The 14487-nt window shown below is 52.7% G+C and carries 9 protein-coding genes and 1 pseudogene; 8 read left to right on the top strand and 2 right to left on the bottom strand.

What is annotated here, in order from left to right:
* Positions 1–523: 523 nt before the first annotated feature.
* The 6 genes and pseudogenes from pdhR to traT all read left to right on the top strand — a co-directional run.
* The gene (gene pdhR / locus OGY04_RS17110; protein WP_003018699.1) at positions 524–1288 is read left to right on the top strand and encodes a pyruvate dehydrogenase complex transcriptional repressor PdhR; all 765 of its coding nucleotides are present in this window, start codon (positions 524–526) and stop codon (positions 1286–1288) included.
* Between the two features lie 163 nt (positions 1289–1451).
* On the top strand, positions 1452–4115 hold the full coding sequence (gene aceE, locus OGY04_RS17105) for a pyruvate dehydrogenase (acetyl-transferring), homodimeric type (protein WP_136391520.1): 2664 nt from the start codon (positions 1452–1454) through the stop codon (positions 4113–4115).
* 14 nt (positions 4116–4129) lie between these two features.
* Positions 4130–6019 carry a pyruvate dehydrogenase complex dihydrolipoyllysine-residue acetyltransferase gene (gene aceF, locus OGY04_RS17100; protein ID WP_003829487.1) on the top strand — a complete coding sequence of 630 codons (1890 nt, stop codon included), beginning with the start codon at positions 4130–4132 and terminating at the stop codon, positions 6017–6019.
* 175 nt (positions 6020–6194) lie between these two features.
* On the top strand, positions 6195–7619 hold the full coding sequence (gene lpdA, locus OGY04_RS17095; protein WP_003829486.1) for a dihydrolipoyl dehydrogenase: 1425 nt from the start codon (positions 6195–6197) through the stop codon (positions 7617–7619).
* Between the two features lie 268 nt (positions 7620–7887).
* Complete coding sequence (locus tag OGY04_RS17090) at positions 7888–8172, top strand: hypothetical protein (RefSeq protein ID WP_032942376.1); 285 nt, start codon at positions 7888–7890, stop codon at positions 8170–8172.
* A 59-nt stretch (positions 8173–8231) separates the two neighbouring features.
* A pseudogene (gene traT, locus OGY04_RS17085) lies at positions 8232–8423 on the top strand (complement resistance protein TraT); the annotation flags it as partial.
* Between the two features lie 67 nt (positions 8424–8490).
* Here the strand turns inward: traT and OGY04_RS17080 are convergent.
* Together OGY04_RS17080 and OGY04_RS17075 are read right to left on the bottom strand one after the other, a co-directional pair.
* Entirely contained in the window at positions 8491–9285 is a 795-nt protein-coding gene (locus tag OGY04_RS17080) for a DUF2950 family protein (RefSeq protein ID WP_008786213.1), read from the bottom strand.
* A gap of 10 nt (positions 9286–9295) precedes the next feature.
* On the bottom strand, positions 9296–10882 hold the full coding sequence (locus OGY04_RS17075; RefSeq protein ID WP_286585707.1) for a DUF3300 domain-containing protein: 1587 nt from the start codon (positions 10880–10882) through the stop codon (positions 9296–9298).
* A 448-nt stretch (positions 10883–11330) separates the two neighbouring features.
* Here OGY04_RS17075 and acnB point away from each other — a divergent pair, with 448 nt between their 5' ends.
* Together acnB and yacL are read left to right on the top strand one after the other, a co-directional pair.
* Positions 11331–13928 carry a bifunctional aconitate hydratase 2/2-methylisocitrate dehydratase gene (gene acnB, locus OGY04_RS17070; protein WP_008786215.1) on the top strand — a complete coding sequence of 866 codons (2598 nt, stop codon included), beginning with the start codon at positions 11331–11333 and terminating at the stop codon, positions 13926–13928.
* 174 nt (positions 13929–14102) lie between these two features.
* Positions 14103–14465, top strand: coding sequence for a protein YacL (yacL, locus tag OGY04_RS17065; protein WP_020996227.1), 363 nt, complete (start codon positions 14103–14105; stop codon positions 14463–14465).
* Positions 14466–14487 lie beyond the last annotated feature (22 nt).

Below are 14487 nucleotides of genomic sequence, written 5' to 3'. Positions count from 1 at the left end.
TATTTTTTGAACTACGCAGCAATGCGTGTGTAAGTTTGCAATTCCGTTTGTTGTATTAATTTGTTTACAGATGCTTTTGATAAAATGTTGCCTTAATACTTTTGTCTTGATCAGAATAATGATATGCGAGCGCGAATGCACCTGCTTTATGCGGGGAAGATGACGAGTTGAATAAAAAGAAACCATTTGTAAATGCGAGTTTATCTACCACAAAATTTCCATTTTGAATTTCTATTCATTAATAGTGGTTGATATATCGATAAATAAGCAGGTGAATCGGTTCAGATGAGATAATTTTTCGTTTCAATTCCGTTAAAACTACCCCGAGGTGGGTAAATTTAACATTTGTGCATAGTTACATGTTTGAAACGTTATTTCTGTAATGTTGTTAAAATATGCCTCCTTTACTGATTTCAATCAAAACCTGTATGGACAGAAGGTGAATACTTTGTTACTTTAGCGTCAAGAACATGAAATTGGTAAGACCAATTGACTCCGGGCAAATGGCTTAAGACAGGAAATCATGGCCTACAGCAAAATCCGCCAACCAAAACTCTCCGATGTGATTGAGCAGCAGCTGGAGTTTTTAATTCTTGAGGGGACACTTCGCCCCGGAGAAAAACTCCCACCGGAACGCGAGCTGGCAAAACAGTTCGACGTCTCCCGCCCCTCCTTACGCGAGGCGATCCAACGCCTTGAAGCGAAGGGCTTACTGCTTCGTCGTCAGGGCGGTGGCACTTTTGTTCAGAGCAGCCTGTGGCAGAGCTTTAGCGACCCACTGGTAGAGCTGCTCTCCGACCATCCTGAATCCCAGTTTGACCTGCTTGAGACGCGCCATGCGCTGGAAGGTATTGCGGCTTATTACGCTGCACTGCGCAGCACGGATGAAGACAAAACGCGTATCCGTGAACTCCACCATGCGATCGAGCTTGCTCAACAGTCCGGCGATCTTGACGGCGAATCTGATGCGGTACTCCAGTATCAAATTGCTGTCACCGAAGCGGCACACAATGTGGTGCTGCTCCATTTGCTAAGGTGTATGGAGCCGATGCTGGCCCAGAACGTTCGGCAAAACTTCGAATTGCTGTATGCGCGTCGTGAAATGCTGCCACTGGTTAGCAGTCACCGTACCCGTATTTTTGAAGCAATTATTGCCGGGAAGCCGGAAGAGGCGCGTGAAGCGTCCCACCGTCACCTAGCGTTTATCGAAGAGATCCTGCTGGACAGAAGCCGTGAGGAAAGCCGTCGTGAACGCGCCTTACGCCGTCTGGAGCAACGAAAGAATTAGTGATTTTTCTGGTAGAACGTTAACCAGAAGATGTTGTAAATCAAGCGCCATATAAAGTGCGCGGCAACTAAACGCAGAACCTGTCTTATTACGCTCTCTGGCGAGAACGTAATGGGACAGGTTCCAGATAACTCAACGTATTAGATAGATAAGGAATACCCCCATGTCAGAACGTTTCCCAAATGACGTGGATCCGATCGAAACTCGCGACTGGCTACAGGCGATCGAATCGGTCATCCGTGAAGAAGGTGTTGAGCGTGCTCAGTATCTGATCGACCAACTGCTTTCAGAAGCTCGCAAAGGCGGCGTGAAAGTAGCGGCAGGTGCAGGGGCCAGCAATTATGTAAACACTATTGCCGTTGAAGATGAACCGGAATACCCGGGCAATCTGGAGCTGGAACGTCGTATTCGTTCTGCTATCCGCTGGAACGCCATCATGACCGTACTGCGCGCGTCTAAAAAGGACCTCGAGCTGGGTGGCCACATGGCATCCTTCCAGTCCTCCGCAACGGTATATGATGTTTGCTTCAACCACTTCTTCCGTGCACGCAACGAGCAAGATGGCGGCGATCTGGTGTACTTCCAGGGTCACATCTCTCCGGGCATCTACGCACGCGCATTCCTGGAAGGTCGTCTGACTGAAGAGCAGATGAACAACTTCCGTCAGGAAGTACATGGCAAAGGCCTGTCTTCCTACCCGCACCCGAAACTGATGCCAGAATTCTGGCAGTTCCCGACCGTATCTATGGGTCTGGGCCCAATCGGTGCTATCTACCAGGCTAAATTCCTGAAATATCTGGAACACCGTGGCCTGAAAGATACCTCTAAACAGACCGTTTACGCCTTCCTGGGCGACGGCGAGATGGATGAGCCAGAATCTAAAGGTGCGATCACCATCGCGACCCGTGAAAAACTGGACAACCTGGTCTTTGTTATCAACTGTAACCTGCAGCGTCTTGACGGCCCGGTAACCGGTAACGGCAAGATTGTTAACGAACTGGAAGGCATCTTCGCGGGCGCTGGCTGGAACGTTATCAAAGTCATGTGGGGCGGTCGTTGGGATGAGCTGCTGCGTAAAGACACCAGCGGTAAACTGATCCAGCTGATGAACGAAACCGTTGACGGCGACTACCAGACCTTCAAATCCAAAGATGGCGCATACGTACGTGAGCACTTCTTCGGTAAATACCCGGAAACCGCAGCACTGGTTGCTGACTGGACTGACGAGCAGATTTGGGCTCTGAACCGTGGTGGTCACGATCCGAAGAAAGTCTACGCTGCACTGAAAAAAGCGCAGGAAACCAAAGGCAGAGCAACTGTAATCCTGGCCCATACCATCAAAGGTTACGGCATGGGTGACACTGCTGAAGGTAAAAACATCGCTCACCAGGTTAAGAAAATGAACATGGACGGCGTGCGTTATATCCGCGACCGTTTCAACGTTCCTGTGACTGATGAGCAGGTTGAAAACCTGTCTTACATCACCTTCCCGGAAGGTTCTGAAGAGCACACTTATCTGCACGCTCAGCGTCAGAAACTGCATGGCTACCTGCCAGCTCGTCAGCCGAACTTCACCGAGAAGCTGGAACTGCCAGCTCTGGAAGACTTCGGTGCGCTGCTGGAAGAGCAGAACAAAGAAATCTCCACCACTATCGCTTTCGTTCGTGCCCTGAACGTGATGCTGAAGAACAAGTCGATCAAAGATCGTCTGGTTCCGATCATCGCTGACGAAGCGCGTACTTTCGGTATGGAAGGTCTGTTCCGTCAGATTGGTATCTACAGCCCGAACGGTCAGCAGTACACCCCGCAGGACCGTGAGCAGGTTGCTTACTATAAAGAAGACGAGAAAGGTCAGATCCTGCAGGAAGGTATCAACGAACTGGGTGCAGGCGCATCCTGGCTGGCTGCTGCGACTTCTTACAGCACCAACGATCTGCCGATGATCCCGTTCTACATCTACTACTCCATGTTCGGGTTCCAGCGTATTGGTGACCTGTGCTGGCAGGCAGGCGACCAACAGGCTCGCGGCTTCCTGGTAGGGGGTACTTCTGGTCGTACTACGCTGAACGGTGAAGGTCTGCAGCACGAAGATGGTCACAGCCATATTCAGTCTCTGACTATCCCGAACTGTATCTCTTACGATCCGTCTTACGCGTACGAAGTTGCGGTCATCATGCACGATGGTCTGGAGCGTATGTACGGTGAGAAACAAGAGAACGTTTACTACTACATCACCACGCTGAACGAAAACTACCACATGCCGGCAATGCCAGCAGGTGCCGAGGAAGGTATCCGTAAAGGTATCTACAAACTCGAAACCCTCGAAGGTAAGAAAGGTAAAGTTCAGCTGCTGGGCTCCGGTTCTATCCTGCGTCACGTGCGTGAAGCAGCACAGATCCTGGCGAACGACTACGGTGTAGGTTCTGACGTTTACAGCGTAACCTCCTTCACTGAACTGGCGCGTGATGGCCAGGATTGTGAGCGCTGGAACATGCTGCACCCGCTGGAAACTCCGCGCGTTCCGTACATCGCTCAGGTGATGAACGACGCTCCGGCAGTAGCATCTACTGACTATATGAAACTGTTTGCCGAACAGGTTCGTACTTATGTACCAGCTGATGATTATCGCGTACTGGGTACTGACGGTTTCGGTCGCTCTGACAGCCGTGAAAACCTGCGTCACCACTTCGAAGTTGATGCTTCCTACGTGGTTGTAGCGGCCCTGGGCGAACTGGCTAAACGTGGCGAAATCGATAAGAAAGTGGTTGCAGATGCAATCATCAAATTCAACATCGATGCAGATAAAGTTAACCCGCGTCTGGCGTAAGAGGTAAAAGAATAATGGCTATCGAAATCAATGTACCGGACATCGGGGCTGATGAAGTTGAAATCACCGAGATCCTGGTCAAAGTAGGCGACAAAGTTGAAGCTGAACAGTCGCTGATCACCGTAGAAGGCGACAAAGCCTCTATGGAAGTTCCGTCCCCTCAGGCGGGTATCGTTAAAGAGATCAAAGTCTCTGTTGGCGACAAAACTGAGACCGGCAAACTGATCATGATTTTCGATTCCGCCGACGGTGCAGCAGCTGCTGCACCTGCTCAGGCAGAAGAGAAGAAAGAAGCAGCTCCGGCAGCAGCACCTGCTGCCTCTGCGGCGAAAGACGTACACGTACCTGACATCGGCGGCGACGAAGTAGAAGTTACCGAGATCATGGTTAAAGTGGGCGACACCGTTGCGGCTGAACAGTCTCTGATCACCGTTGAAGGTGACAAAGCCTCTATGGAAGTTCCGGCGCCGTTCGCCGGTACCGTTAAAGAGATCAAAATCAACACGGGTGACAAAGTGTCTACCGGTTCCCTGATTATGGTCTTCGAAGTGGCGGGCGCAGCGCCTGCTGCTGCACCGGCTCAGGCGGCAGCTCCAGCAGCAGCGGCGGCTCCTGCTGCTTCCGGCTCGAAAGAAGTTAACGTACCGGATATCGGTGGTGACGAAGTTGAAGTCACTGAAGTGATGGTTAAAGTGGGCGATAAAATTGCCGCTGAGCAGTCACTGATCACCGTTGAAGGCGATAAAGCGTCGATGGAAGTTCCGGCACCGTTCGCGGGTACCGTGAAAGAAATCAAAATCAGCACCGGCGACAAAGTTAAAACCGGTTCTCTGATTATGGTCTTCGAAGTCGAAGGCGCAGCACCTGCAGCAGCTCCTGCACAAGCAGCTGCTCCGGCTCCGGCCGCTGCACCAGCGCCTGCGCAAGCCGCAGCTCCGGCCGCAAAAGCGGAAGGCAAATCTGAGTTTGCTGAAAACGACGCTTACGTTCATGCAACGCCGCTGATTCGTCGCCTGGCGCGCGAATTCGGTGTGAACCTGGCGAAAGTGAAAGGTTCTGGCCGTAAAGGTCGTATCCTGCGTGAAGACGTTCAGGCTTACGTGAAAGACGCTATCAAGCGTGCTGAAGCGGCTCCGGCTGCTGCTGCAGGCGGCGGTATCCCGGGCATGCTGCCCTGGCCGAAAGTGGACTTCAGCAAGTTTGGTGAAATCGAAGAAGTGGAACTGGGCCGTATCCAGAAAATCTCTGGTGCTAACCTGAGCCGTAACTGGGTGATGATCCCACACGTTACGCACTTCGATAAGACCGATATCACCGATCTGGAAGCGTTCCGTAAACAGCAGAACGCCGAAGCTGAAAAACGTAAACTGGACGTGAAATTCACCCCAGTAGTCTTCATCATGAAAGCCGTTGCCGCAGCTCTGGAACAGATGCCGCGCTTCAACAGCTCCCTGTCTGAAGACGGTCAGCGCCTGACCCTGAAGAAATACATCAACATCGGTGTAGCGGTTGATACTCCTAATGGTCTGGTTGTTCCGGTCTTCAAAGACGTGAATAAGAAGAGCATTACCGAGCTGTCTCGTGAACTGACCGTGATCTCCAAGAAAGCGCGTGATGGCAAGCTGACCGCTGGCGAAATGCAGGGCGGTTGCTTCACCATCTCCAGCATCGGTGGCCTGGGTACTACCCACTTCGCGCCGATTGTGAACGCGCCGGAAGTGGCTATCCTCGGTGTCTCCAAGTCCTCTATGGAGCCAGTGTGGAACGGTAAAGAGTTTATGCCGCGTCTGATGATGCCGATTTCGCTCTCCTTCGACCACCGTGTAATTGACGGTGCGGATGGTGCGCGCTTTATCACCATCATCAACAACATGCTGTCTGACATTCGCCGCCTGGTGATGTAAGCGAAAAAGCCGGCCCGACGGCCGGCTTTTTTCTGGTAATCTCATGAAGTCAGTGAGGTTATTGTGCGAAAGACAAATCGGTTGCCGTTTGTTGTTTCAAAATTGTTAACAATTTTGTAAAATACGGGCGGATAGAACGACCCGCTGGACGACGGGTATAAATTAAGAGGTCATGATGAGCACTGAAATCAAAACTCAGGTCGTGGTACTTGGGGCAGGCCCTGCAGGTTACTCTGCTGCCTTCCGTTGCGCAGATTTAGGTCTGGAGACCGTCATCGTAGAACGTTACAGCACCCTTGGTGGTGTTTGTCTGAACGTCGGCTGTATCCCTTCTAAAGCGCTGCTGCACGTAGCAAAAGTTATCGAAGAAGCCAAAGCGCTGGCTGAACACGGTATCGTTTTTGGCGAGCCGAAAACCGATATCGACAAGATTCGTACCTGGAAAGAAAAAGTTATCACTCAGCTGACCGGCGGTCTGGCGGGTATGGCCAAAGGCCGTAAAGTGAAAGTGGTTAACGGTCTGGGTAAATTTACCGGGGCAAACACCCTGGAAGTTGAAGGCGAAAACGGCAAAACCGTGATCAACTTCGACAACGCAATCATCGCGGCGGGTTCCCGTCCGATCGAACTGCCGTTTATTCCGCATGAAGATCCGCGCGTGTGGGATTCCACCGATGCACTGGAACTGAAAACTGTTCCTAAGCGCCTGCTGGTAATGGGCGGCGGTATCATCGGTCTGGAAATGGGTACCGTGTACCATGCGCTGGGTTCAGAGATCGACGTGGTTGAAATGTTCGACCAGGTTATCCCGGCTGCCGACAAAGACGTTGTTAAAGTCTTCACCAAGCGCATCAGCAAGAAGTTCAACCTGATGCTGGAAACCAAAGTGACCGCCGTTGAAGCGAAAGAAGACGGTATCTACGTTTCCATGGAAGGCAAAAAAGCCCCTGCCGAAGCTCAGCGTTACGATGCTGTGCTGGTCGCTATCGGTCGTGTACCGAACGGTAAAAACCTCGACGCGGGCAAAGCTGGCGTGGAAGTTGACGACCGTGGCTTCATCCGCGTTGACAAACAGCTGCGCACCAACGTGCCGCACATCTTTGCTATCGGCGATATCGTCGGTCAGCCGATGCTGGCACACAAAGGTGTGCATGAAGGTCACGTTGCCGCTGAAGTTATCGCCGGTAAGAAACACTACTTCGATCCGAAAGTTATCCCATCCATTGCATACACTGAACCAGAAGTTGCATGGGTTGGTCTGACCGAGAAAGAAGCGAAAGAAAAAGGTATCAGCTACGAAACCGCCACCTTCCCGTGGGCTGCTTCTGGCCGTGCTATCGCTTCCGATTGCGCAGACGGTATGACCAAACTGATTTTCGACAAAGAATCTCACCGTGTTATCGGTGGTGCGATTGTCGGTACCAACGGCGGCGAGCTGCTGGGCGAAATCGGTCTGGCGATCGAAATGGGTTGTGACGCAGAAGATATCGCGCTGACCATCCACGCGCACCCGACTCTGCACGAGTCCGTGGGCCTGGCGGCAGAAATCTTTGAAGGTAGCATTACCGACCTGCCAAACCCGAAAGCGAAGAAAAAGTAATTTTTCCGAAATGATAAAAAGCGGCTGAATGGCCGCTTTTTTTATGTATTTGTTACATAATAGTGTCAAGATCTGGCAAAGATTAAGGTAACTAGCCGAATTGCCAGAAAATTTTTTTTACCGTACTGCATCAAACTCCCGAACCGCATGAAATCAGCATTCCAAATCAACATACTGTTTCACAAGAAATAAATCACCTTATCTTGTCATTAGATGAAATTAATAACCCTATAAACTAATAGCGTGATAATAAATTGGGGGGGGAATGATGAAACGTTTTTTAAAAGCAGCAGTAATAACTACCGTGTTTATTTCCGGCATGGCGTTGGCGCAGGATGCCGTCATTCCATGGGCTACCAACAGCGGTGGTACCGAAAGCACACATATTGCGGCAATGGGACAAAATTTGAATGCGCAGCATCAGCAGATTAACCAGACACAGGAAGGTGTATGGGCAACAAACTCTGGCAGCATTCGAGCTGACGAAATAGCACTTATCAGCACTAAGCCGGCGTTTAAAGGTTATCCTGAATTAATGCCGCATCAGAATTAACTCTCCGAGCTCACGTCAGACAAATCCACGCTGACGTGAGCGTGTGGGCAATGACGCTGGCTGGTTGTGGTGCGATAACCACCGCTTATAACAGCAACACCTCTGGTGCGACGCTGGGTGGTGGTATCGCGGCGGGGCTGATCGGCATGGCTGCGGATGCGATGGTGGAAGAGGTGAACTACACCATGGTTACTGACCTGCAAATCTCTATGTGCAGCAAAGCTAAAGTGACAACGGATAAAGTTGCTGCATTTAATTTGTTGGGGTTGCCGGGGGGCGGCTATGCCTTACCCGGCCTACTAACCTTCCGACTCGGTATCAGGGCGCTACAGGTTGCCAGTTTTTATCCGGATGGAATGTGGTTAACGCTTGTGCTTTCTGCTGTGATTCAACACCGAGATCGGCCTGGTAGACTTTGTCTTCACCGTTAATCATAAAACTCATCACGCCGGTGTGATCGTAGCTAACGGGCCAGGCTACCATGGCAAAACCGCTGGTTTTATCGGGAAGGATCCGGAAGCGATAGCCGTGATAGCCCATGCCCGGCTCCTGTGGACTGAAGGCTGGGCCAAGCGGGCTTGGCGCTTCGCCCGGCGAAACAGGCCAGTACAGACCATCCTTTTTCCCTTCAGAACTGACAATCTTTTGCGCGTATTTCTGGTTCATCGCAAAATAGCTCTGCTGAGCATCCACATAGGCGTGCAACGCCTCGATGGCAGCAAGTTCGTTGCGTCCAATCTCACGGGTCAGGATCTCTTCGGCCGCTTCCTTGATATCAAATTGCCAGCCTGAAGCGTTTTTGACGACCGGGATTGGCAGTTGCCAGTCGCTGTCCCCAACCACAAGATGCGCCGTATTGCCGTCGATGACAGTGCTATGGCGTACCTTCCAGTCACGCAGGAAGCGATCAACCGCATCAGGATCGACGCCTTCTGGCGGCAGAAAATCACGCCAGTTTTCCCCGAGCAGGTTGCTCATTGCACTTTCATTTTGCTCACTGATAGCGTTTGCCAGTGCATCTGTTGCCTGGTCTGGTGTGCTGAAGGATTGTTGTGCCATCGCGGTGGCCGAAACCATGAACAACACCATTCCACTGAGTAGTTTATTTTTCATGTCGGTTCCCTTAACGATGACGGAATTCACGGTGTTCAACACGTCCGCCAGAAGGCTGGCGCGATGGCTGATTACGGGCGACCTGCCGGCTCTGGGCACCTCGCTGTTGCTGTGCCTGCCAGTTGGCGGAGCGACTGTCGTTACCGCTCAGCGCATTGGCGCGTGGCTGGCTGGTTCGCTGTTGAAGATTGCGCTGTTGTACATTGCGTTGCTGCGCCGGTTGCGTGACCCGTTTCTCCTGTCGCTGGGCGACTGCCTGGCGATTCTCCCGCTGCTGAGTGCTCGTCCGCTTCGCGGTTTGCGGTTTGGTATCGTAACCGCGGTAGTTATTACGTTGGGAAATTTGCTTCAGTTGTTGATTCGATGCCTGGCGCTGGGCGTCTCTCGTGCCCGTACGCGCCGTTTGCGGGAATGTTTTCCCCGTCGATTTCTCCATCTGGCTCAGGGCTGCCTGACGCTGGCTATCACGGTTGACCGGTCTTTGCTGGGTCGAACTTAACCCGGTTGCCGTGTTAGTGGAGTGGAAGCGGTTATTGAGCTGGCTATTTGGGTAAGGCACACCCTCACGGTAGGCCGGGTTATGCTGCCAGGTACGGTTGGCATCTGTCAGGCGCTGCCCACTGATTTTATTGAAGTTATCAACGTTAATGTTGATGTTGTTATCACCGTTGCGGTTATAGCCGCCATGGTTATCCCAGTCATCATTATGATGGTGGTCGTCGTCGTCATCCCAGTCGATGTTGCTGAAGATGGCATAGGTTGTGGCGACACCAAGGCTGAAGCCTAAACCATTGACGAAGCTGTTACCAAATTGCTCACCGGGCGTTGGTGGCAGATAGGTTGGCGGATAGGCGGTATTCGGCCAGGTACCGTAAACCGTGTTCGGGTTATAGGTTGGAACGTACACCACCTGCGGATCGGCGGATTCAATCTTGATGACCGTAGGGCTTGTCGTGGTGGTAGTGCTGGTTGTTGACGTGCTGGTGGCGGTTTTCGCCGGTGCCGCTTTGGTCACGGTGGTGACGGTCTGTTGCGGTGTTGATTGCAGCGCGCCAGTTTGTTGCGCCAGTACACGCAGACGTTGAACGGAATCCATGACGTCCTTCGGCTGTGCGAGGAAAGCATCGCCCAGGCTTTGTACCCACGGCGGATTTTCACCCATCAGTGACATCAACTGAGGAAAAGCGACCAGCGATTTCACGCTGGGATCCCAGGGCTGGCTGGCAACGGCCTGAATGGCGGCATCGCCCTGCATTTTGGGATTGTCTTTTGACCACTGTGCGGCCTGGATGACGTTAGCCGGATAGGTTGAGGCCATCAAAATTTGCGACAGCAGCGAGTCTGGATAGAGCGCGATGGGTGCAACCCACTGATCGATCTGTGCTGCCGAGTAGGTTGGTGCAACGGCGGGCGCTGTTTGGTCGGCCGGGGCAGGGGCCGCTACGGGAGCTGGGGCCGGTGTTGACGGTTGCTGCGCAACGGGGGGCGGAGCAGCAGGCTCCGTTGTGCGACTTTTAACAAACATCACGCCAGAGGCGGCAAACAGCCCGGCACTGCACAAAAGGACAAGCAGATGTGGCTTAAGGGGCAACTTCATAAAATGACTCCAACGAGACGAGCGCTGTGCCGTGAGGCGTTCCTGTTGCCGCGAGTATTATTCACCCGTGTTAGACAGTTTTGACTTTTATGGTTGATTCACCAGGTAGGTCCGAAAAAAGAGTGTGAGTATTTATTACACAATTATATGTGATGGCGGAAAAATCGCTGGAATATTCAGCCGATCGCGCTTGAAAATTAACCGTTTATGGGCGGTTTTAAGCTGACTTAATTTCGCCTCACCTTGTCGCTATACCATTCTTAACGATTCAGCCAATTTTTTATGTTGCTTTTTTGTAAACGGATTAACACTTAATGAAAATCCTGTTATTGTGCCTTATGCGGTACCGGGCATTTACCCTACTAACTACTGTCTCACAGGAGCGTGAAGAGAATCGCCCATCTACAAAAGCGCCGCATTATGACAATGAGAGCGAGGAGATATCGTCGTGCTAGAAGAATACCGTAAGCACGTAGCTGAGCGTGCTGCCCAGGGGATTGTGCCAAAACCTTTAGACGCAACCCAAATGGCTGCACTTGTCGAGCTGCTGAAGACCCCGCCTGTGGGCGAAGAAGAATTCCTGTTAGACCTGTTGATCAACCGCGTTCCTCCTGGCGTAGATGAAGCCGCTTATGTTAAAGCTGGTTTTCTCGCCGCCGTCGCAAAAGGCGACACCACCTCCCCGCTGGTTACCCCAGAAAAAGCCATTGAACTGCTGGGCACCATGCAGGGTGGCTACAACATTCATCCGCTGATCGACGCGCTGGACGATGCAAAACTGGCGCCGATTGCCGCCAAAGCGCTCTCTTCAACGCTGCTGATGTTCGATAACTTCTACGATGTAGAAGAAAAAGCCAAAGCGGGCAACGAATATGCGAAGCAGGTAATGCAATCCTGGGCTGATGCCGAATGGTTCCTGAACCGTCCAGCTCTGGCAGAAAAAATCACCGTTACCGTCTTTAAAGTGACGGGTGAAACCAACACCGATGACCTTTCTCCGGCACCGGATGCATGGTCTCGCCCGGATATCCCTCTGCACGCGCTGGCGATGCTGAAAAACGCCCGTGAAGGTATCGAACCGGATCAGCCGGGTGTGGTTGGCCCGATCAAACAGATCGAAGAATTGCAGAAAAAAGGTTACCCGCTGGCTTATGTGGGTGATGTTGTCGGTACCGGTTCTTCGCGTAAATCCGCAACCAACTCCGTGCTGTGGTTCATGGGTGACGACATTCCTCATGTGCCGAACAAGCGCGGCGGCGGCCTGTGCCTCGGCGGCAAAATTGCACCTATCTTCTTCAACACCATGGAAGATGCGGGCGCACTGCCGATTGAAGTGGACGTGTCGAACATGAACATGGGCGACGTGATTGACGTTTACCCGTTCAAAGGCGAAGTACGCAACCACGAAACCGGCGAGCTGCTGGCAAGCTTTGAGCTGAAAACCGAAGTCCTGATCGACGAAGTACGCGCCGGTGGCCGTATCCCGCTGATCATCGGTCGTGGCCTGACCACCAAGGCGCGCGAAGCGCTGGGCCTGCCGCACAGCGACGTATTCCGTCAGGCGAAAGACGTGGCGGAAAGCAGCCGTGGCTTCTCCCTGGCACAGAAAATGGTTGGCCGCGCCTGCGGCGTAAAAGGTATCCGTCCGGGCGCGTACTGCGAACCGAAGATGACCTCCGTCGGTTCTCAGGATACTACTGGCCCTATGACCCGTGACGAACTGAAAGACCTGGCGTGCCTGGGCTTCTCGTCTGACCTGGTGATGCAGTCCTTCTGCCACACTGCGGCGTATCCGAAGCCGGTTGACGTGAACACGCATCACACGCTGCCAGACTTCATCATGAACCGCGGCGGTGTGTCGCTGCGTCCGGGCGACGGCGTTATTCACTCCTGGCTGAACCGCATGCTGCTGCCGGATACCGTAGGTACCGGTGGTGACTCCCATACCCGTTTCCCTATCGGGATTTCCTTCCCGGCAGGTTCTGGTCTGGTGGCGTTTGCTGCTGCGACCGGCGTGATGCCGCTGGATATGCCGGAATCCGTTCTGGTGCGTTTCAAAGGCAAAATGCAGCCTGGTATCACCCTGCGCGATCTGGTACACGCCATCCCGCTGTACGCGATCAAACAGGGTCTGCTGACCGTTGAGAAGAAAGGTAAGAAGAACATCTTCTCTGGCCGCATTCTTGAAATCGAAGGTCTGCCGGATCTCAAAGTAGAGCAGGCGTTCGAATTGACCGACGCCTCCGCTGAACGTTCTGCTGCCGGTTGTACCATCAAGCTGAACAAAGAGCCGATCGTTGAGTATCTGAGCTCTAACATCGTTCTGCTGAAGTGGATGATCGCAGAAGGTTACGGGGATCGCCGTACGCTGGAACGTCGTGTGCAGGGCATGGAAAAATGGCTGGCGGATCCGCAGTTGCTGGAAGCCGACGCTGACGCAGAATACGCGGCAGTGATCGACATCGATCTGGCGGATATCAAAGAGCCAATCCTGTGTGCACCGAACGATCCGGACGACGCGCGTCTGCTGTCTGACGTACAGGGCGAGAAGATCGACGAAGTGTTCATCGGCTCCTGCATGACTAACATCGGCCACTTCCGTGCCGCTGGTAAGCTTCTGGATGCGCACAAAGGCCAACTGCCAACGCGTCTGTGGGTGGCTCCGCCAACCCGTATGGATGCGGCACAGCTGACCGAAGAAGGTTATTACAGCGTGTTCGGTAAGAGCGGTGCGCGTATCGAAATTCCAGGCTGCTCTCTGTGCATGGGTAACCAGGCGCGTGTAGCCGACGGCGCAACGGTGGTGTCGACCTCTACCCGTAACTTCCCGAACCGTTTAGGTACCGGAGCGAACGTCTACCTGGCTTCTGCGGAGCTGGCGGCGGTTGCGGCGCTGATCGGCAAACTGCCGACGGCGGAAGAGTACCAGACCTATGTGGCGCAGGTAGATAAAACGGCCGTAGATACTTACCGTTATCTGAACTTCGACCAGCTGTCTCAGTACACCGAGAAAGCCGATGGTGTGATTTTCCAGACCGCGGTGTAATGCCTTAAAGCATTTTGTGTAAAAACGCATCAATGCCCGGAGAAGTCTGCTTCTCCGGGCATTTTTATTTCTATTCCTTATACCCACTACGCTTTTTTTCTGCCGCGCTGCTGCGATAATTACAGCAAGGCGCAATGCGGTATTGGCGCATTGCCGGGAGTAGAGGAAGACATTATGGATTACGAATTTCTGCGCGATATTACCGGGGTGGTAAAAGTGCGTATGTCCATGGGCCACGAGGTGGTGGGGCACTGGTTTAATGAGGAAGTGAAAGAAAACCTGGCCTTACTTGATGAAGTGGAACAGGCAGCGCGTGCGGTTAAGGGCAGTGAGCGCTCCTGGCAGCGAGCAGGGCATGAATACACGCTCTGGCTGGATGGCGAAGAAGTGATGGTTCGCGCTAATCAGCTGGAGTTCTCTGGCGATGAGATGGAAGAGGGGATGAGCTACTACGACGAAGAAAGTTTTTCGCTCTGTGGTGTAGAGGACTTTCTTCAGGTTGTGGCGGCATACCGCGAATTTGTGCATCAATCCTGAGATATTTCAGATATCAATGAAG

It is taken from the genome of Citrobacter sp. Cpo091 (assembly GCF_030332645.1).
Classification (GTDB): domain Bacteria; phylum Pseudomonadota; class Gammaproteobacteria; order Enterobacterales; family Enterobacteriaceae; genus Citrobacter; species Citrobacter portucalensis.
Note: the sequence above shows the minus strand (reverse complement) of the source record. Positions and strands in the feature narration are given on the sequence as shown.